16 protein-coding genes are annotated in these 17,499 nt (G+C 64.6%); 5 read left to right on the forward strand and 11 right to left on the reverse strand.

The genetic code is table 11. The annotated features are described in order from the left end of the window. Positions 1 to 212 precede the first annotated feature (212 nt). Together leuC and ABFE16_05260 are read left to right on the forward strand one after the other, a co-directional pair. Positions 213 to 1,466 (forward strand): 3-isopropylmalate dehydratase large subunit, encoded by a 1,254-nt coding sequence (leuC, locus tag ABFE16_05255; protein ID MEN6344692.1) that lies wholly within the window; start codon positions 213 to 215, stop codon positions 1,464 to 1,466. A 79-nt stretch (positions 1,467 to 1,545) separates the two neighbouring features. Further along, a complete protein-coding gene (locus ABFE16_05260) occupies positions 1,546 to 2,043 on the forward strand; it encodes a 3-isopropylmalate dehydratase small subunit (GenBank protein ID MEN6344693.1) in 498 nt (165 codons plus the stop codon). 108 nt (positions 2,044 to 2,151) lie between these two features. Here ABFE16_05260 and ABFE16_05265 read toward each other — a convergent pair whose 3' ends face one another. After that, the gene (locus ABFE16_05265; GenBank protein ID MEN6344694.1) at positions 2,152 to 2,697 is read right to left on the reverse strand and encodes a hypothetical protein; all 546 of its coding nucleotides are present in this window, start codon (positions 2,695 to 2,697) and stop codon (positions 2,152 to 2,154) included. A 241-nt stretch (positions 2,698 to 2,938) separates the two neighbouring features. On the opposite strand from ABFE16_05265, the gene ABFE16_05270 reads away from it, so the two are divergent. The 3 genes from ABFE16_05270 to ABFE16_05280 all read left to right on the forward strand — a co-directional run bounded on the left by ABFE16_05270 (position 2,939) and on the right by ABFE16_05280 (position 5,284). After that, entirely contained in the window at positions 2,939 to 3,547 is a 609-nt protein-coding gene (locus ABFE16_05270; protein ID MEN6344695.1) for a carboxypeptidase-like regulatory domain-containing protein, read from the forward strand. 202 nt (positions 3,548 to 3,749) lie between these two features. Then, the gene (lptC, locus tag ABFE16_05275) at positions 3,750 to 4,439 is read left to right on the forward strand and encodes an LPS export ABC transporter periplasmic protein LptC (protein MEN6344696.1); all 690 of its coding nucleotides are present in this window, start codon (positions 3,750 to 3,752) and stop codon (positions 4,437 to 4,439) included. Beyond that, entirely contained in the window at positions 4,436 to 5,284 is an 849-nt protein-coding gene (locus ABFE16_05280; GenBank protein ID MEN6344697.1) for an LptA/OstA family protein, read from the forward strand. Before lptC ends, ABFE16_05280 begins: the two co-directional genes overlap by 4 nt. A gap of 106 nt (positions 5,285 to 5,390) precedes the next feature. On the opposite strand, the gene ABFE16_05285 is transcribed toward ABFE16_05280, so the two are convergent. From ABFE16_05285 to ABFE16_05330, 10 genes are all read right to left on the reverse strand, one after another. Further along, positions 5,391 to 7,373 carry a peptide transporter gene (locus ABFE16_05285; GenBank protein ID MEN6344698.1) on the reverse strand — a complete coding sequence of 661 codons (1,983 nt, stop codon included), beginning with the start codon at positions 7,371 to 7,373 and terminating at the stop codon, positions 5,391 to 5,393. Between the two features lie 187 nt (positions 7,374 to 7,560). Next, a complete protein-coding gene (locus tag ABFE16_05290; GenBank protein MEN6344699.1) occupies positions 7,561 to 8,487 on the reverse strand; it encodes a hypothetical protein in 927 nt (308 codons plus the stop codon). After that, on the reverse strand, positions 8,480 to 9,385 hold the full coding sequence (locus ABFE16_05295) for a hypothetical protein (protein ID MEN6344700.1): 906 nt from the start codon (positions 9,383 to 9,385) through the stop codon (positions 8,480 to 8,482). Before ABFE16_05295 ends, ABFE16_05290 begins: the two co-directional genes overlap by 8 nt. 70 nt (positions 9,386 to 9,455) lie before the next feature. Further along, complete coding sequence (locus tag ABFE16_05300) at positions 9,456 to 10,601, reverse strand: HEAT repeat domain-containing protein (GenBank protein MEN6344701.1); 1,146 nt, start codon at positions 10,599 to 10,601, stop codon at positions 9,456 to 9,458. Positions 10,602 to 11,080: 479 nt separating this feature from the next. After that, positions 11,081 to 13,357, reverse strand: a complete 2,277-nt coding sequence (locus ABFE16_05305; protein ID MEN6344702.1) for a dehydrogenase E1 component subunit alpha/beta — start codon at positions 13,355 to 13,357, stop codon at positions 11,081 to 11,083. A 152-nt stretch (positions 13,358 to 13,509) separates the two neighbouring features. Then, on the reverse strand, positions 13,510 to 14,916 hold the full coding sequence (locus ABFE16_05310; protein MEN6344703.1) for a sugar transferase: 1,407 nt from the start codon (positions 14,914 to 14,916) through the stop codon (positions 13,510 to 13,512). Then, positions 14,913 to 15,167: a hypothetical protein gene (locus ABFE16_05315; GenBank protein MEN6344704.1), complete on the reverse strand. Its 255-nt coding sequence runs from the start codon at positions 15,165 to 15,167 to the stop codon at positions 14,913 to 14,915. The genes ABFE16_05310 and ABFE16_05315 overlap by 4 nt, the downstream gene beginning before the upstream one ends. 28 nt (positions 15,168 to 15,195) lie before the next feature. Next, positions 15,196 to 16,023 (reverse strand): sugar phosphate isomerase/epimerase, encoded by an 828-nt coding sequence (locus ABFE16_05320; protein MEN6344705.1) that lies wholly within the window; start codon positions 16,021 to 16,023, stop codon positions 15,196 to 15,198. A gap of 15 nt (positions 16,024 to 16,038) precedes the next feature. After that, positions 16,039 to 16,653, reverse strand: a complete 615-nt coding sequence (locus tag ABFE16_05325; GenBank protein MEN6344706.1) for a flavodoxin family protein — start codon at positions 16,651 to 16,653, stop codon at positions 16,039 to 16,041. A 73-nt stretch (positions 16,654 to 16,726) separates the two neighbouring features. Next, positions 16,727 to 17,499, reverse strand: a 773-nt coding sequence (locus ABFE16_05330) for an SPFH domain-containing protein (GenBank protein ID MEN6344707.1), incomplete at its 5' end; no start/stop codon positions are given.

Genomic DNA, 17,499 nt, shown 5'->3' on the forward strand with positions numbered 1-17,499 from the left:
TCCCCAATCTAAAGTACTCACAGAAGGACACGCGCCGTGTCTTGTGCAGCGCCATCCCCAGGGCAGGGTCTGTCCTCTCCTGCCGGACCTGTCCGCCGTCAAGGTATCCGGCTTGCCCACCTGAGTGAGAGGGACCGTCCAAGGCGTCGAGCCGGGACCGCGATCGGTTGTGAGTCTGGTAACGCGACGAAGTGCTCAGACAGGAGTTCACCATGAACATCACTGAGAAACTGCTGGCCCGCGCCGCGGGCATTGAGAAGGCTCGTCCCGGGGAGTTCGTCAACTGCAAGCTCGACCTGGTGCTGGCCAACGACATCACCGCACCGCTGGCGATTGAGGCCTTCCGGGAGATGGGCGCCGGCAAGGTCTTCGATCCTCACAAGGTCGCCCTGGTGGCCGATCACTCCACGCCGAACAAGGACATCAAGTCCGCGATGCAGACCAAGCTCGTGCGCGACTTCGCCCGCGAGCAAGGGATAGAGCACTACTACGAGGCCTGTGGCGGCGGCATCGAGCACATCATCCTGCCCGAGAAGGGCATCGTGCTGCCCGGTGACGTGGTGATCGGCGCGGACTCCCACACCTGCACCTACGGAGGTCTGGGCGCCTTCGCCACCGGTGTCGGCTCCACGGATGCGGGCGCAGGGATGGCCCTCGGCGAGTGCTGGTTCCGAGTGCCGGAGAGCATGAAGTTCGTGTTCAAGGGTACGCGGGGGCGCTGGATCACCGGCAAGGACCTGATTCTGTACACCATCGGCCAGATCGGCGTGGACGGTGCTCGCTACCGCGCGATGGAGTTCGCCGGACCGGTCATCGACGCGCTGCCCATGAACCAGCGTCTGACCATGTGCAACATGGCGATTGAGGCCGGCGGCAAGAGCGGTATCATCGCCCCGGACCAGGTGACCCTCGACTGGCTCAAGCCGCGGGCGAAGCGGGACTTCACCGTCTTCGACAGCGATGCCGACGCCGAGTATGTCGAGACCTTCGAGTGGGACGTGACCGACCTGGAGCCGCAGGTCAGCTTCCCGCATCTGCCCGAGAACGCGCGCCCGCTGTCTGAGGTCGGCGACATCGCCATCGATCAGGTCGTGATCGGCGCCTGCACGAACGGTTGGATGGAGGACCTGGAGGCGGCGGCTCAGGTGCTCAAGGGGCGAAAGGTCGCTCGCGGCCTGCGCTGCATCGTCATTCCGGGCAGTCACGCCATCCACCTCGAGGCGACGCGCAAGGGTCTCGTCGAGCTGTTCCTGGAGGCCGGATGTCTGGTGAGCACCCCGACTTGCGGTCCGTGCCTCGGCGGCCACATGGGTATCCTGGCTGCCGGTGAGCGCGCCGTCGCAACGACGAACCGCAACTTCGTGGGACGAATGGGCCACACCGAGAGCGAAGTCTACCTGGCCAGCCCGTACGTGGCAGCGGCCAGCGCCATCACCGGCAAGATCAGCGGGCCGGAGGAGCTGTAGCCGAGATCCGGCTGCAGTGCGGTCAGACCGGCCGGAACCTAAAGGAAACGATACGCACAACGTTTGCAGGAGCCTTCCCATGTCCATCAAAGGTACAGTGCACAAGTACGGAGACCATGTCGACACCGACGTCATCATCCCGGCGCGCTATCTCAACAGCAGCGACCCGGCTGAGCTTGCCACGCATTGCATGGAAGACATCGACAAGGACTTCCTGAAGCGGGTCAAGCCGGGGGACATCATGGTGGCCGGCAAGAACTTCGGCTGCGGCAGCTCCCGGGAGCACGCCCCGATCGCCATCAAGGCGGCCGGGATCGCCTGCGTGATCGCCGACACCTTCGCGCGCATCTTCTACCGCAATGCCCTCAACATCGGACTGCCGATCATCGAGTGTCCCGGGGCCAGTCAGGGCATTGACAGTGGAGACGAGGTGGAGGTCGACCTGGCAGCCGGCAAGATCTGCAATCTCACCAAGGGGACGGAGTTCAAGTTCGTGCCCCTCGTGGGGATGGCGCAGACGCTGGTCGATGCCGGCGGGCTGAAGGAGCTCGTGCGCAAGCGCCTGAGCGCCGCCTAACCCGGCCCTACCCGGAGATATGCGGGCCGAGGCAAAGAAGAGTCCAGCGGATACAAGAACACCCCTCCCGATCGTCGTTGGGAGGGGTGTTGTGCTCTTGGGGAAGGGTCAGTCGCAGTCTCGCAGGTACCAGCGACGAGGGCAGACGTGGGTCAGGCGACACTCCTCGTGCCCCGGTTTGCAGTGCTTCTCCTCGTGGGGAGGGCGACGTGTCTCCTCCTCGTAGAGGACCTCGGCCACTTGCTCGCGGAAGGTCGCCTCTACCCTGGCCAACTGTTGCCTCATCTGGTCGATGGCGTCGTGGTACAGACGCGCTCCACGCCGGGTTGAGATACCCAGGGTCTTGGCAATTGCGCAAAGGGGTTTGTCGTCGAGGACGAGGCGCAGGACGTCCATCTGCAGGGAGTCAAGCCTGGCCTTCCGGGCCAGTCGCCAGATCCTTGACCGGGTCACGGTCGGAGCCTGTGGATGGGAGGCGTCGTCTTCCTTGAGGAGGCCCTCGTCCATGTCGCCCAGGCGGCGGAGATAGCCGGTGGTGAAGAAGGGGTACTCGCCATATCCCTGAGCTTTGAGGCTCTGCATGAGGAGCTTGTTGGCGTGAGCTTCGAGGCGGCTCTCTTTCTCGGCCGGGCTTGGTGTGAGGTTGGGGTTCATGGTGGGGACTCCTCCGTGCGGGTCGGTTGCTCGAACGGTCTCAGGCTACCGGGGGAGGGATTGGCGAGTCCTTGGCGAAAGCTTGTATTGCTCTTGGCTCGGCATGGTCGAACCAGGCCGTGGCGCAGGGGCTGCAACTTACCGGGGCTATTGCGACAGGGCTGGATTTCTGCTACACTTCAGCCATTGTGGCCGCCCACGACTTAGGAACCGACCCTTTCCGGTCGGCGGAGGTCTGACTGTGCTTCGATCGAAAACCGTTCTCCGTGGCGTTGTCCTCGCTGTCGCACTGACTGCGGTCGTAGTGACCTTCACCGGCTGCGGAGGTGGGGGCGGAGGTGCAGTGGCGTCCGTCACCGGAACGGTCCTGGACGATAGCACCCTTGTGCCGCTTGCGTCGGCCCAGGTTCGGGTCGGCGATCAGACTGTGACCACCGGTGCAGACGGTAGCTTCAGCTTCCCCAGCGTCGCCGTGGCGTACCAGACGATCACGGTCTCGCGCACTGGATATGATCTGCTGACCCTGAACACGAATCTGTTCCAGGGAGCCAATGACCTTGGCGCCCTGTACCTGAGCCAGGTACAGATCCCGGGGTACGGGCACATCAGCGGCATGGTCACCGACGGCGCCTCGCCCGCGAGTGGCGCCATGGTGGTGGCCGGAGGCAAGACGGCCTACAGCAAGCCCAGCGGCGAGTACAGCATCCGCAACGTGGCACCGGGCAATCAGTCCGCGAGTGCCTCCTTGGGCGCCAAGACCGCACTGGGTGTGGTGACCGTGACGGCCGGTTCGACCGCTTCGCTGAACCTGAGCCTGAGCGTCGGCCCACCACCGCCGCCAGTGCTCTAGACCCCTGCAGGTGCCGCACAGGCCGAGGTCTTTGTAGCCGGCATCAACGGCGGCCCGGGCAACTGCCCGGGCCGCTTTCGTCACCAGCCTCCGTTCAGCCATCCGAGGGAACCGAGACAGGGAGTTGAGGGTCTCACGGTTCAGGCGGCATGAAGCCACGGAGGCGCAACTCGGGCCAACCCTGAGAGCCCTGGGACATCCTGTGAGACCCCCACTACGATATGCTCTGGTAGCCCTGATTCTCGTCGCCTCCGCAGGCATCGCCTTCTGGGCGACTCGTCTGCACAGTCGGCCGCCTGGCACGGCGCCCGGCGCTGAGCAGGCCGGTGTGCAGAGCAATGCAGAGGTGGTCGTCAACAACCCTGAACTGGTGGCCACTCAGGCCGGGAAGCCGGCATGGAAGGTCATCCTGGACAAGGTGCAGCTCTCGTCGGGCGGGAACACCGTAGCGGCCCAGGGCTTGCGCGAGGGCCTCGTCTACGACGACGCGGGAAAGCCGGTCGTGCGGATTACGGCCCGGCAGGTGACGGCCGACATCAACCGCAAGGACTTCGAGGTGACCGGGCAGGTGACGGTTACGAGCCCTCGCGGCGTGGTCATCACCACCGAGAAGGCGCAGTGGCTCAACGCCCAGCAGATGGTCCGCTGCCCTGGAACCGTGGTGACGCGGGCCAAGAACCTCGTCATCACAACACGGGGCCTCGATTACTCGGTGCAGGCGGACACTCTGACGTGCCCGAACCAGGTGCGGATGTACTCAGGGAACAATCGCCTCGTGGGGCGCAGTCTGAAGTATGACAACAAGACTGGCATCGCCGACGTCGTAGGCGTGCAGATCGTGGTCAACCCGCAGGAAGCCAAGCAGATTCTCAAGGAGTTGCCTAAGCAATGACCACCCGTCGAGCGGTTCTCGTGGGCATGGTGGCCAGCCTTGGCCTGGTGGCGATCGTCAGCACGCTCTCGTACTCACAGGGCACAGGTGGCTCGCCCACTACGCGTGTCGGTGAGCCCCGCAAACTGGCTCCGCGCGACCCGTCCAAGCCCGCCGACAAGTCCCAGCGGGTACGCGTCCGCAATGCCGACCGGGCCCGGTATGACAGTGCCCGCGGGATGTTCTACCTGTTCGGCAACGTGCTGTTTGAGGATGAGGACGAGGTCAAGCTGTACTGTGATGAGGCCAGCTACAACGAAAACGACGACACCGCGGCCTGCGCCGGTCATCTCAAGGTGACCGACAAGGACAACGTCATTACCGGCGACCTCATCAACGCGGACTTCGACGCGGAGATCGTGAACATCGAGGGGAACGTCAAGATCGTCACGACGAAGGCGACGAAGAAGAAGGAGGGGGAGAAGACCTCCGAGGAAAAGCGCGTTACCACGATCACCTGCGACAAGATCGTCTACTACTACACCACAGGCAAGCGGCGAGCCGTGGCAACGGGCAACCTCAAGGCCGTGCAGGAGGACAAGACGGTCCTGGCTCCGCGGGCGGACTATGATCGCGAGAAGGACCTCATCACCCTCGGCGACAAGATCACGATCAAGATGGAAAACGGCAACGAGTTCGAGTGCACTCGGGCGACCATCGGTGTGTCGGACGATACGGTAGACATGGAGGGTATCACCGGCATCTTCTTCCGCGACAAGAACAAGGAGAAGGGCACGCAGCCTCCCGCCACAACGCCAACACCTGCGCCGCCGGCACCCGCACCACCAGCCAAGCCGTCGGGGTAGGCCGCAGGCAGTCGCTCGGGCAAGGCTCCTCGCAAGCATCAGGGGCAGGACCTCCTCAGGAGGCCCTGCCCCTTTTCGTGACCCGTGTCGTAGGTGAAGGTCGGTCTCAGAAGGGCATCTGAGTGATGGACTGGGACACCAGCGCGATGGCGATGGCAAGCATGGCGACCAGTCCCATGCCACAGGAGAAGCCCGCGTACAGGACCGGCGGCCAGCGCTTCCAGTTCTCCTCCCCGAAGCGGCGACGCAGGTAGTGTCTCCCCAGGAGCGCGCCGATGAACTGCGGGACGATGAAGTGCGGCAGCATCCCCAGCCCGCGGATGAAGCCATAGATCAACAGCACCGGCAGGTTCAGGCGGTTGAGCAGCCAGTAAGCCCCGAGGCCGAAACCCAACCCACCGGCCATGAGCGGAGGCTTGATGGCGCGCTCGAAGATCTCGGCGTGCCCGCCGGGGGTCGTCGAGGAAAACCACACCCACTGCTGCAGGGCAGTGAAATCCCAGAACTTCTGGGCATAGGGGTAGCTGACCGAGGGGATCGGATTGAGCCGCCAGATGTAGCTCCAGAACAGGAAGCTACAGGGGACGACGACGACAAACATCAGGACCTCGGCCTTGAGGATGCTGGTGAATCTGGTGCCGGTCAGCTCGACCTCACGGAAGCGCTGTGTGGTAGCGCCGTAGTTGGCCAGGGGAATCGGCGCGAACCAGATGGCGACGCCCTGGTAGCCGCTGAAGATGAAGGTTGCCTCGCGGACCATCGGAAAGCTGACGAACTGGCCGGTCAGGCCAATCATGCGAGCGTTGACGTAGGATTCCAGAGGCGTCCACAGGTAGCCAAAGATGATCAGGAAGAGCAGCGGGAAGTCCGGCACCAGGATACGGCACAGGATGACGTAGCCCGTACTGGCGAGGAAGAACAGGGCCAGGCACACCCAGAGGTTGAAGTCGCCACGGCTCTTGTTGGGGGTGCCGAAGCCGAAGGCAGCGCCGATGCCCTTGCCCTCGCGGGCTGCCGCTCGCCACTGTCCGACCATCTTCAGGATCCCCAGAATCGCCACGGCGAAGGCGGTGCCGATGCCGAAGGAGAGCCATAGGTCGATGTTGGCCGCCCAGGCAGTGCGGGTCGACTCCATCCCCGGCCGCCAGGTGGGCATGTGCCCGGTCACCTGTGCCACCGGGTTGACGATGAGCGTTGCCATCGCCGCACAGAAGCTCCCGGCGACCATCCAGAAGGGAAGCACGAACCCCAGGAAGATCTCGGAGAGGTTGGTACCGATGCCCATGGCGACGCCCGGCAGCACTCGCTCGGTTCCCTGGGTGAAGTCGATCCAGGGGATGGGCAGGATCTGCAGTGGCTGCACCAGGATCACGTCGGTTAGGGTTGGGATCGCCACGTAGAGGAGGCCGAAGCCGATGCCGATCATGCTCCCGATGGAGAAGACGCGCCAGCGCCAGCCCTCTTCCTTGGAGCTCGCCTCGGCGAGAGCGGTCGCGCCCTGAGCCGCGATGGGCGCCATCGGGTAAGGCAGTTTCTCGCCGTCCGAGAGGAGGCGGAAGAGGCTGTAGCCGAAAGTGAACCAGGCGATCTTGCTGAAGACCTCGCGCAACAGCAAGACGAGGATTGCGGGACCCCAGTCGGGGTGGAGGAAAGTGCGGAGGCGAAGGGCGTCGGAGGTGACCGACGGAGCTACCCAGTCGGGCACCTTGTCCGCCAGTCCCGCCGGGGCTGCAGCACGGAAGAACTGGTGCCAGATGAGTAAGGCGAAGGGCCCACCGGAGAGCGCAAGGCCGCCAACCATCGCGGTGAGACCACCGGCGATGTAGTAGAGGACGTAGACCTCCTGCCGCGAGAGGCGGGTGAAGGAGCGACGCGCGACCTCGGTAAACAGGATGATGGTGGTCCACTCGGCGGCCGGACCCATGGACTGGCCGACCACCAGGCCCAGGTAGATCGAGCCCGGCATCATCACGAGGCCGATGAACAGGGCGCCGACGACCGTCTTCCAACTGAAGCCGTCCTGGAACTCCTCCGGCGCCGCCATCAGGGAACGGTACTCGGCTAGCTCTTGGACCTCTCGCATCTGCATGGGAGCGGAACTCCGTGCGCAGGCTCAGAGTGGGCCCAGGGCGCCTGAGTGGCCGGTCCCTGCAGCCCCTGACGGGCCAATGCCTTCCCCGCAGGGGCGCTGGAGACCTTCCCGTACACACGCAACCGGGCCGGCTGGGGAGCCGGCCCGACAGAGTGAACCGAAAGGCCGAGGTTATCGGCAGGCGCTATTGTGGCGGAGTGGCGGGCTGGGGTCCCGTGACGGCAGGTTTCTGGGCAGCCGCTTCGGCGCGCGCCTCCTTCATCTGGCGCAAGAGTTCCGGAGTCTGGAGGTTGGCAAAGACCCAGAGGGCGCGCTGCTTGTCGCGCTGGATCTCGGCCTCGGTTCGCGGCGCCTGGGGCTTGACACCATACCGGCGCAGCACCTCGTCGCTCGGGTCGGGGAGCATCCCAAGCAACTGGTCGAACAGGGCGCGCTGCTGGGCCGTGGCGGCTGTCGCGTCCATCTTTCCGACGGTATCGGCGAAGGCTGTCAGCTTGTCCTGAAGGGCCTTCAGTTGCTCCTGATCGGTGACCCCGGTGCACAGGTCGGTGACAAAGCGATCCTTGATCTGAGGCCAGCGACGCGGTGACGGCGGCAGACTGCCGAGGAGCTGCCGGAGCCCGCGCTGGGCCATATTGCGCTTGACCTCGGTCCTGGCAGTCTCGGCGCGGTTGAAGGGTGCGATCAGCGCGGCCTGCTGCTCTGGGGTGAGGATCTTGTCCAGTTGCGCGGTCACCTTGTCGAGGTCAAAGCTGCCTCTTCCCCGCACGCCACCGTCGACCTTAGCAATCCCGCGCAGAACGACCTCGTCCTGCGTCGTCAGCGCCTGGCCAGAGAGGAGTCTGCGGCGCATCTCGGTTAGCTGCGCCAGGGTGGCGTCGTTGAGGGGTTCCGGCGCAGAGACCTTTGTCAGGTCGGCATACATCGTCAGCAGCGAGTCGATCTGCGCATCGGTGAGATTCAGGGGGACCAGTCGCTGGAGGACCTGGAGGTCGGTGTACAGATCCCGCAGCGGCGTTGAGGGTCCCTGGCGCGGCTGGGCACAGGCTACTCCCATCGAGAGGATGAAAAGACCAAGGGCGATTACGAGTCGTTTTCGCTTGCTATGCATCAGCAGCACCTCCATCGGTCTTTCCCTGCTGTGCGGGAGGCGTCGTCGCCTTCAGTTGCCTGAGAAGGTGCGGCATGTCGGGAGACAGGAAGATAGACAGTGACCGCATTCGTTCACGGCCACGGTCCCGAGGCGCCTGCTCGGCCTGGGCCTCCTGCGACGTCTCGGGCACATCCCAGCCAAGCGGCACCCCGTCTGGTAGCAGCGCCAGAAGCTCCTCGGCCAACTCGTCCTTTTGAGCGTCGATTCCCTCGGGACCGAGACGACGCAGCCGGTCAAGGAAGTCGACGAGGTTCTCCTCGGTAAGCGCACGGTCCTTCGGATCTGCGATGCCTGCCGCCAGGGCCGAGGCGACGAACTCCCTGATGCCCGGCCAGTCCTCCTCCGACACCGACACAGCCTTCTTCAACCGGGGGAAGGCGGCACCAGCGAGGTACTCCCGCTGCTTGTCGGCCGCCACACCCGGGTTCATCTGGAGGCCGGCCCAGGCGAGTTGCCAGGGAGTGAGCACCTGGGCGACCCCGTCGAGGAGCTCGCCGCCCCCGAAGGCCGGGGTGCGGTCGGAGTAGACTTCGCGGCTGAGGTCGCGGAGCGCTGTCTGGTCAGCTTCGGTGGGCATCTGGCCCAGCAGAAGGCGCTGCTTGATGCCGTTCAGGGTCTGACCGGCGGGCGATGCGAGGATCTCCTGCCTGGCCTTCTCCTGGTCGTCGTAGAGCTTGAGGAGAGCGTCGATCTGGGCGGGCGTGAGTTTCAAGGGGACGAGGCGTCCGAGGAGTTGAACCTCGTTGAGCAGGGCTTGGCCGTCGACGGGTGCCTGCTCGGCCGTCTGGGCCAGGGCGACACCGGCGCTCAGAGAGACTAACAGCGCCAGAACGGCCAGCGTTGTAACTGGTTTCATTGCGACGACCTCCGCGCTCAGGGGTGCTTCTTGGTAGACGCGTCACCAACCTGCGGGTTCACCTGTCGCCCTAGTGAGGAGCCGGTGCGGGAGTCTCCCCCACCGGGGCCTCGACCAGCGCCTTCACGCGATCGCGGTTGGTTCGTGCCGAGAGGTCGTCGGGCCTGTCGGCGACGAGGCCTTCCCAGACCTTCAGGCACTCGGCAAGCTTGCCCTCACGCTCGAGGCAGTGAGCGTAGGCACGCCGGCAGAGGTTGTCGCCCCCGAGTTCGACCGAACGCCGCAGGGGCGCCTCGGCCTGCCCGTACCGCTTGAGGTTGAACAGGTGGTAGCCCAGGTTGTAGTGGGCTTCGGGGTCTTCGGGGTTGGCGGCGACGCACTTGCTGAGGGTCTCCATTGACTCCTCATTGCGCCCTCTGCTCCACTGCAGCCAGGCGGCGACGTTGTACGCTTCGACCAGGTGAGGGTCAAGGAGGATGGCGGCTTCGTTGCAGCGGATGCATTGGTCGTAGTCGCCCTCGTGGAACCACCAGTCGGACTCCAGGGTGAAGACGTCGGCCGCCTGCTCCCAGATCTGCGAGGCAGGTGGCTCAGGACCAGTGGGAGCGGCACCTGGGGCAGCTACTGGAGTGATCGGCGGGCGTTCGGGACCGGTGAGAGCCCCTTTGAGGGCTGAGGCGACCAGGGGCGGTTGCCCGTTGGCTGCGCCCTGGAGTGCAGCACGAGCCAGAGGCGATCGGGCACACCATAGGCCGTAGACCGCGTAGTAGCGCACAACTTGGGGGTCTGGCGCCTTGAGAACAGCGGCACAGGTCGGGATTCCCGTCCCGTCGCCCAGACAGGCCAGGGCGATCCCCGCCTGGACCCGGACTGTGCGGACCGGGTCGCCCAGGGCCTTGGTCAGGTGCGAGACGGACGCAGGACAGCCGATCTGACCGAGAAGGAAGGCCGCACGAGCCCGGAAGGCCGGGTCGTCTGAAGACAGGAGGCTGTGCAGGGCCTGTAGGGCCGTTGTCTCACCCCGAAACACCGGAATCGGTGCCCACTCGGGCCTCCAGGGCTGGTTTGCCAGGTGGTTGAGCTCTGCGCCATGGTTGACGTCGGTGGCCGCCGGCGGCTCCAGGGGCACAGGCTCCTCAGCCGACGTTGCGGCACCCGTGGGGACCAGAACAATGGCCACAGCAAGCAGCATGAGGCGTGGAAGCCGTGGACTCATCGGCATTGTGCCCTCCTGGCAGTGGCAACGACGTCTTTGGTGCCGGGGCGGCACCTTGGTTCTGAAGGAACAGGCTTCAGTATTCGCGATTCTTTAGGTTTGCCCTGCGTTGGGGGTGGGTAAAGGGAGGGTGCGCCAAGAGAGAGAAAAACAGAGAGACGTACGCGGTCGAAGCAGTAGCGGTGGCGGACGTGGTGGAGATCACATCCCCCGTGGTTGTAGTGGGGTGGCAAAGGCAGGCGATGAGGAAGTAGATAGCCACGTCGTCCTCACTCGGGCCAGCCTAGCCTCATCCGGTGAAGAGACTCTTTAAGGCGACGGACGTACGAGACGCGCCCTTGGGTACATACCCACAATGCAACCGGAAGGGCGGTCACCGGCGGGCTCGAGAAGTCCTGACCAATCTGAGCAGCTTAGCAAAAAAGGGGACAGGCCACAGGCCTGTCCCCTTCTCGTTTGCGGTACCCCTTCGCCCGCCCCTACTTGCCCATCAGTTGCTTGAGGTTGGCCAGTATCTTCTCGGGAGTGGGCAGGTTCTCGTTTTCCAGGCTTGCCGCCATGGGTGGCGGGACGTCGTGGGCGGCAACGATCCGGGCAGCGCTCTTCATCTTGCCGAAGCAGCGGTTCTGGACCGCATAGGCGATATGCTCGCCATAGCACCCGATCGACGGCGCCTGCTGGACCACGAGCAGCCTCCCGGTCTTCTCAACGGAGGCGACGATGGTGTCTACGTCCAGCGGCAGCAGTGTGCGCGGGTCGACCACCTCGACCGAGATACCCTCTTCGGCTGCCAGCTCGGCGGCCTGCATGGCACGCCAGTACATGAAGCTATAGGCGACGACGGTGACGTCGGTGCCCTCGCGGGCGACCCTTGCGACACCGAGGGGAATCGTGTAGTCGTCTTCGGGGACTTCGTCACGCTCGGTGTAGCAGTTCTGGTGCTCGATGAAGACGACAGGATTGTCGTCGCGGATGGAGGCCTTGAGCAGGCCCTTGACGTCGTAGGCCGTGGCGGGTGCGACAACCTTGAGCCCCGGGAACATGGTCGCAACGGCTTCGAGGCTCTGGGAGTGCTGGCCTGCGTAGCCCTTGCCGCCACCGATGGTAGTGCGGATCACTAGCGGGATTTTGGCCTTGCCGCCGAACATGTAGCGGTTCTTCGCGGCCTGGTTGCCGACCTGGTCCATGGCCATCAGGATGAAGTCGATGTACATGAGCTCGACGACGGGCCTGAGGCCGGCCATGGCAGCACCGGTGCCGGTGCCGATGATCCCGGCCTCCGAGATGGCGCTATTGAAGACGCGGTCGCGGCCGAAGATCTCGAGCAGGCCCTTGGTGGCCTGGAAGGCGCCACCGTAGTCCGCGACATCCTCGCCGTACAGGACCACGCGCTTGTCGCGCAGCATCTCTTCCGTCAGGGCTTCGATGACCGCATGGCGGTAGAGGATCTTGCCCTGTCCGTCACGCCGCTGCCTGGTCGGCTCGGTCTGCAGCTCCGAAGCCGATGTGGCGTACTTGGGATCGACCTTGTCGGAGGTGCTGTCGGCGTAAAGGCCCTCGTAGATGGTGCTCGGGTCCGGGTCGGTGGCGTTGCTGGCGTAGATGGCGGCTCGCTCAATGCGCTCGCGGGCCAACTCGCGCCGAAGCTTGACCTCGTCCTTTGTGGCTACGCCGGACTTGACCAGGGCGCCCATGAAGGCGCGGATGGCGTCCTTCTTCTCCCAGGCTGCTTCCTCTTCTTTGGTCCGGTAGGTCTCGCGGGTATCGCTCAAGGAGTGGCCCATGTAGCGGTAGGTCATGGCCTCGAGGAGCACCGGGCCCTCTCCCTTGCGGCACTTCTCAACAGCGCGCTCGACGGCGTCGCGCACGGCGAGGACATCCATGCCGTTGATGACTTCGGCGTGCATGTTCTCAGGGTTGTAGCCGGCGCCACGCTGCGCAAGATACTCGATGCCGGTGACTTCGCCGCGCTCCTGGCCAGTCATCCCGTACTGGTTGTTCTCGACGAGGAAGATGACCGGGCAGCCCTTCTTGAACTGGGCCATGCTTGCGAAGTTGTAGGCCTCGTGGGCGATGCCATTGTTGGTAGCGCCGTCGCCAACGAAGCAGAGGCAAACGCGGCCGTTGCCGAGCTTGTCGGAGGCCATGGCAGCCCCGGCAGCGATCGCATAGGAGCCGCCGACGATGGCATTGGCGCCCAGGTGGCCGGCGTGGAAGTCGGCGATGTGCATGCCGCCGCCACGTCCGCGGCAGTAGCCCTCTTCCTTACCGAACAGCTCGGCCATGGTGCGGTTCAGGTGCATCTGAAGGGCGCAGTCGAGGAGCCCACGGGGATCCTTGGGATCGCCCTCGCCACCCACGAAGTCCATGAGGTACTCCGGGGTCTGCTTCTCGAGGGCGAAGGCACCCTTGGCGATCGAGTGACCATGACCGCGGTGAGTGCTGGTGATGTAGTCGTCGGCCTTGAGGACGGAGACGGCGCCGACGGCAACTGCCTCCTGGCCCATCGACAGGTGAGTGGCGCCGATGAACTTGTAGCCTGCCAGGGGCTCGTACTTGCCGCCTTTGAGCTTGACAATGGTCTCCTCAAAGCTGCGGATAGCCAGCATGTTGTCGAGCAAGGAGAAGGCTTCATCGCGGCTGAGGCCCTTGGCCATCTCCGACTTCAGGTCGCCCTTGTACTGGAACAAGGGGACCGGCTTGAGGGTGATCTCTCCGGGGGTGAAGTCCGGCATTACGTTGATATCTTTGGGCATATGCTTGCACTCCTATGCATCAGCCAAACACGACGTGGGCCCCAAGCTCCTGTGACTTGGGCCGGCCTATTATGGCACAAACGTCGAGGAATGTCGAACCACCCGGAGGACGTAGCGGCACCGGTTATTCGCGGCGAGGATCGCTCGTAAGGTCAGTACGCTCCGCGTCCGTGGATCACGACAGGGATCGTCCGGAGCAGGATGGTGAGGTCCAGCCAGATGGACCAGTTGCGCAGGTAATAGAAGTCGTACTCAAGGTTGTCACGCAGGGGCAAGTCCTTGCGCCCGAGGATCTGCCACAGGCCGGTAATGCCGGGTTTGGCGTCGAGACGGCGCCGCTGCCAGGGCTCATACTGGGCCACGATGAAGGCCATCTCCGGCCGAGGGCCGACAAGGCTCATTTCGCCCCGGAGAACGTTGAACAGTTGCGGCAGCTCATCCAGGCTGGTGCGACGGAGCCACTGGCCCAGAGGCGTGATCCGCTGGTCATCGGCAGCTTTCGGGGCCTCCGCATAGGCCGGTGTCGAGGGAGACATGGTGCGGAACTTGAACATCGTGAAGGCCTTGCCGCGATAGCCGATACGTTCCTGGCGGAAGAGAGCCGCAGCACCGGTCTCACGCCTCACCAGCCACGCGAGCACCAGCATCAGCGGAGCCAGGAGAATCAGCAACAGGACACTGCAGACAGAGTCCAGCAGGCGCTTGAAGGCGCGTTGCCAGGGCAGGAAGCGCTGCGGAGGCAGGGCCACCACCGGCATCTCTCCAAGGCCGGAGATCTCGGCGTTCTCGGTGAGCACTTGAAGGGGACCGGCGACGATGTGGAACTCGATCAGCTTGTCTTCGCAGGCCTGGATGGCGGTCATGAGGATCCCCGGCGAGATGTCAGGCTGGGCCACCAGAACCTCGTCGATGTGGTACTTCACCACCAGTTCGGGCAACTCGCTGACATCACCCAGGACGTCGAGTCCTTCGGGAGCCGCGCCGGCCTTGCCGTTGCCCACGCTGACCAGGCCGACTAGCTCGTAGCCCAGGAGATGGTGGGCGCTGATCCGCTGGGCGACTACTTGAGCCAGATCACCGCACCCCAGGACAAGAGCGCGGGCTGTCGCTGCACCCCGACGTTGCAGTGAGACCATGTGGGAGCGCAGGACCCAGCGGGAGAGCAGGGAGATGATCAGAGCGCTGCCCCAGAAGAGCACGACGATGGCGCGCGAGTAGTCGAGATGACTCAGGAAGGACGCGCCGGCAACCAGGAGGGCAGTGACAGTGACGGCACGGAAGGTGGCCGTCATCTCGGCGAGCGAAGAGGGAAAGCGGCGGACGTCGTAGAGCCCGGCGCTGTAGAAGGTGATCAGCCACAGTCCCGCGACGACCGGAAGGGCCTGAAGGTACATGCCGAACTCATGACGGAAGGGGCTCAGCACAGGGGCAAGAACCAGGGTGCGCAGGGCGAAGGCCGACAGGACGGACGCCGTACAACTTGCGAGGTCCGTCAGCATCAGCACCACGGCAAACCGTTCGTCGAAGAGCCGTCGTGGCGAAGGAGTTGGGGATGTCATGGTGACCGATGCCGATCCAGGACGGCCCGGAGAGCGTCCTCGGCTGCTGCGCGTTCCCGGCGGGTGCCACAATAGCGGGCCGCCAGGGCGTAATGCCTGGCGGCCTCACTGTACTTGCCTTCTGCCTCGTACTCGCGACCGATGCCGTAGTGACTGGCGCCGCTAGACCTGAGGTACAGGTAGGCGCCGGCCAGCAGACTCACGGCCGGCACCACGTAGAACAGCCCGAAGTACAGCAGGTCAAACCACAACGGCCTCTCCTCCGGGCCGAAGGGACCCTCAGCCGATCTTGGCCATCAGCGCGTCGCAGGCCTTCTTCACGTGGGTCGCCGAGGCTTCCGCCGACAGGGTCTTGAGGTCGGCGTTGAAGATCTCCACGCCGAGGTAATCCTGATAGCCAATCCTCTTGAGCGCCGACAGGAAGCCGACCAGGTCGATGATGCCCTCGCCAGGGGTCAGGCGCTCTCCGTCGCGCTGGTCCTCGAAGGAGCGATCCGGCGCATCGTTGAGGTGGACATGGACGACCTGCTCGGGTCGCAGGGCCTCGAGGTCGGCCACGGTCTGTTTGGCGTTGAACCAGTGGTAGCTATCGACAAGCAGGCCGAGGTTCGGCGCGGCGATCTCAGCTTCCATCTCCAGCAACTCGGTCATGCGCCAGACGACGATGTTTTTGCCCTCGCGGGAGTGCTGCGGAGCGACCCATTCGAGGCCGAAGCGATGGCCGTAGTCGCCGAGGACCCTGGCGATCTCGCCCCAGCGGCGCATCCAGGTCTTGCGGGTCTCGTCTGCATCGCCCTCGACGCCCGGCGGAATCCAGGTGCAGGCCCGCGTGCATTTGACCTCGGCTGCTGCCTTCGCCTGGGCAGGAAGGGCCTTCAGGCCCTCGCGGAAGGTGTCCTCATCGGTGCGCCACTGGACGGAAGGGCCCCAGCAGCTCATGTGGACGTCGTACTTGTCGCACAGCTCAAGGAAGGCACCGGCGCCCATCTTCGCGGCGACGTCGAGCCCGGCGTCGACGCCCTGATAGCCGAGTTTGGCGGCCAACGCCAGCAACTGCTCATACTCCAGCTTCTCCCCCAGGATCACGGGGTGCAAGGACAGTTTCACGAATCAGCGCTCCCTTCAGTTATCGCAAGCGGCGGAACCTCGTCTGGTTTGTACGGCTTGTCTGCCTAGCTCACGGGCGGCCTGCATCGCTTCGGGCTTGTCGGCGACGGCACCCTTGCGGAAGGCGCTCACCGCGACGGCTCCGGCATACTGGCCCTTGAAGTGACGCACCCAGATCTCGACGGGTCTGGTCACCCACTCGGCCTCGGCCGGATCAGAGGCGCCGAAGGGAACCAACGCCGCCCAGATCTTGCCCTTCATACCCTCGTTGAACCAGGGCTGCGCGTAGTGGCAGGAGAAGCGGTCGATGAAGCACTTGAGCTGAGCCGTCACTCCCTGCCAGTAGACCGGGCTACCGATGACCACGATATCGGCAGCGATCACCTTGTCCAGGACACTGCGGCAATCGTCGTCGGCCCGCAGGTCCACGCGCTCCTTCTGCACGTCGCCCAACTCGGCAGCCGGCCGGAGGTTGAGGTCATCCAGGTAGATGACCTCGCCTTCAGCTCCGGCCTCGCGAGCACCGGCGAGGAACTCACCGATGAGGAGGTCGGTGTTACCGCCCTTGCGAGGGCTGCCATTGAGCGCAACTATCTTGATGGGACGTTCCTCGTCCTGCTCGCCCGGCATCGTCTCTTGCCTCCCACGGTCGTAGCCGCCGGGAAGAGGGATTGCCCAACCCGGCGTACCGGCCTTCGCTGGTTTAGCTGGCGACCTTCGCTCCACACTCGGCGCAGAACTTGGCGTTCGGGACGAGGGCCTTGCCACAGTTGGCGCAGAACTTGGCCCCTGCCGGTGAGACCGGCTGCTGACCGGCCGCTGCGGCTTGCTGCTCGGTGGCCGGCGGCTGTGCCGGTGGAGCCTGGGCGGCACTGCGCATGGCTTCGGTCATGGCTGCTCCCATGCCCACTCCAGCACCCATCGCCACTCCGGCTCCCGCCATTCCGCTGGGGTTCTTGGCGGCGTCACCAATGGCCTCGGCGGTGCGGAACTGGGTGAAGCGCTGCATGTCGCCGACGGCCTCCATACGCGCCCGCTCCTGGATCATCTCCATGACTTCCTCGGTGGGTGTGACGGCTTCGATAAGGAAGTCGATGATCTCCAGGCCGTAGCGGCTGAAGTCCTCGGTGACCCGGCTCTTCACTGCCACGGCGAGCTCATCGTAGACCTTGGGTAGGTCGAGGACGGTCTGCAGCACTTCGCCGAGGGTGTCGGTAAAGCGGGCGATGATGAAACTGCGGAGCCAGCCCTGCACGGCATCCTGGGTGTAGCAGTGCTCTGTGCCGACGACACCGTTGACGAAGAGCTGTGGGTCCTGGACCCGGAGCGTGTAGCTACCGAAGGCTCGGAGCGGGACGGTGTGCAACTCGGAATCGCGGAAGACAATCGGCGTCGGAGTGCCCCACTTCATCCCGGTGAAGGTCTTCATGTTGACGAAGTACACTTCGGCCTGGAAGGGCGTCTGCCCGCCAAAGG

The sequence above is a fragment of the Armatimonadia bacterium genome (genome assembly GCA_039679385.1).
Taxonomy (GTDB): domain Bacteria; phylum Armatimonadota; class Zipacnadia; order Zipacnadales; family JABUFB01; genus JAJFTQ01.

Bases quoted from the DNA above. Each gene is read 5' to 3' on its own strand.
- leuC (MEN6344692.1), top strand. From the start codon at position 213: ATGAACATCACTGAGAAACTGCTGGCCCGCGCCGCGGGCATTGAGAAG.
- ABFE16_05260 (MEN6344693.1), top strand. From the start codon at position 1,546: ATGTCCATCAAAGGTACAGTGCACAAGTACGGAGACCATGTCGACACC.
- ABFE16_05265 (MEN6344694.1), bottom strand. From the start codon at position 2,697: ATGAACCCCAACCTCACACCAAGCCCGGCCGAGAAAGAGAGCCGCCTC.
- ABFE16_05280 (MEN6344697.1), top strand. From the start codon at position 4,436: ATGACCACCCGTCGAGCGGTTCTCGTGGGCATGGTGGCCAGCCTTGGC.
- ABFE16_05285 (MEN6344698.1), bottom strand. From the start codon at position 7,373: ATGCAGATGCGAGAGGTCCAAGAGCTAGCCGAGTACCGTTCCCTGATG.
- ABFE16_05290 (MEN6344699.1), bottom strand. From the start codon at position 8,487: ATGCATAGCAAGCGAAAACGACTCGTAATCGCCCTTGGTCTTTTCATC.
- ABFE16_05295 (MEN6344700.1), bottom strand. From the start codon at position 9,385: ATGAAACCAGTTACAACGCTGGCCGTTCTGGCGCTGTTAGTCTCTCTG.
- ABFE16_05300 (MEN6344701.1), bottom strand. From the start codon at position 10,601: ATGAGTCCACGGCTTCCACGCCTCATGCTGCTTGCTGTGGCCATTGTT.
- ABFE16_05305 (MEN6344702.1), bottom strand. From the start codon at position 13,357: ATGCCCAAAGATATCAACGTAATGCCGGACTTCACCCCCGGAGAGATC.
- ABFE16_05310 (MEN6344703.1), bottom strand. From the start codon at position 14,916: ATGACATCCCCAACTCCTTCGCCACGACGGCTCTTCGACGAACGGTTT.
- ABFE16_05325 (MEN6344706.1), bottom strand. From the start codon at position 16,653: ATGCCGGGCGAGCAGGACGAGGAACGTCCCATCAAGATAGTTGCGCTC.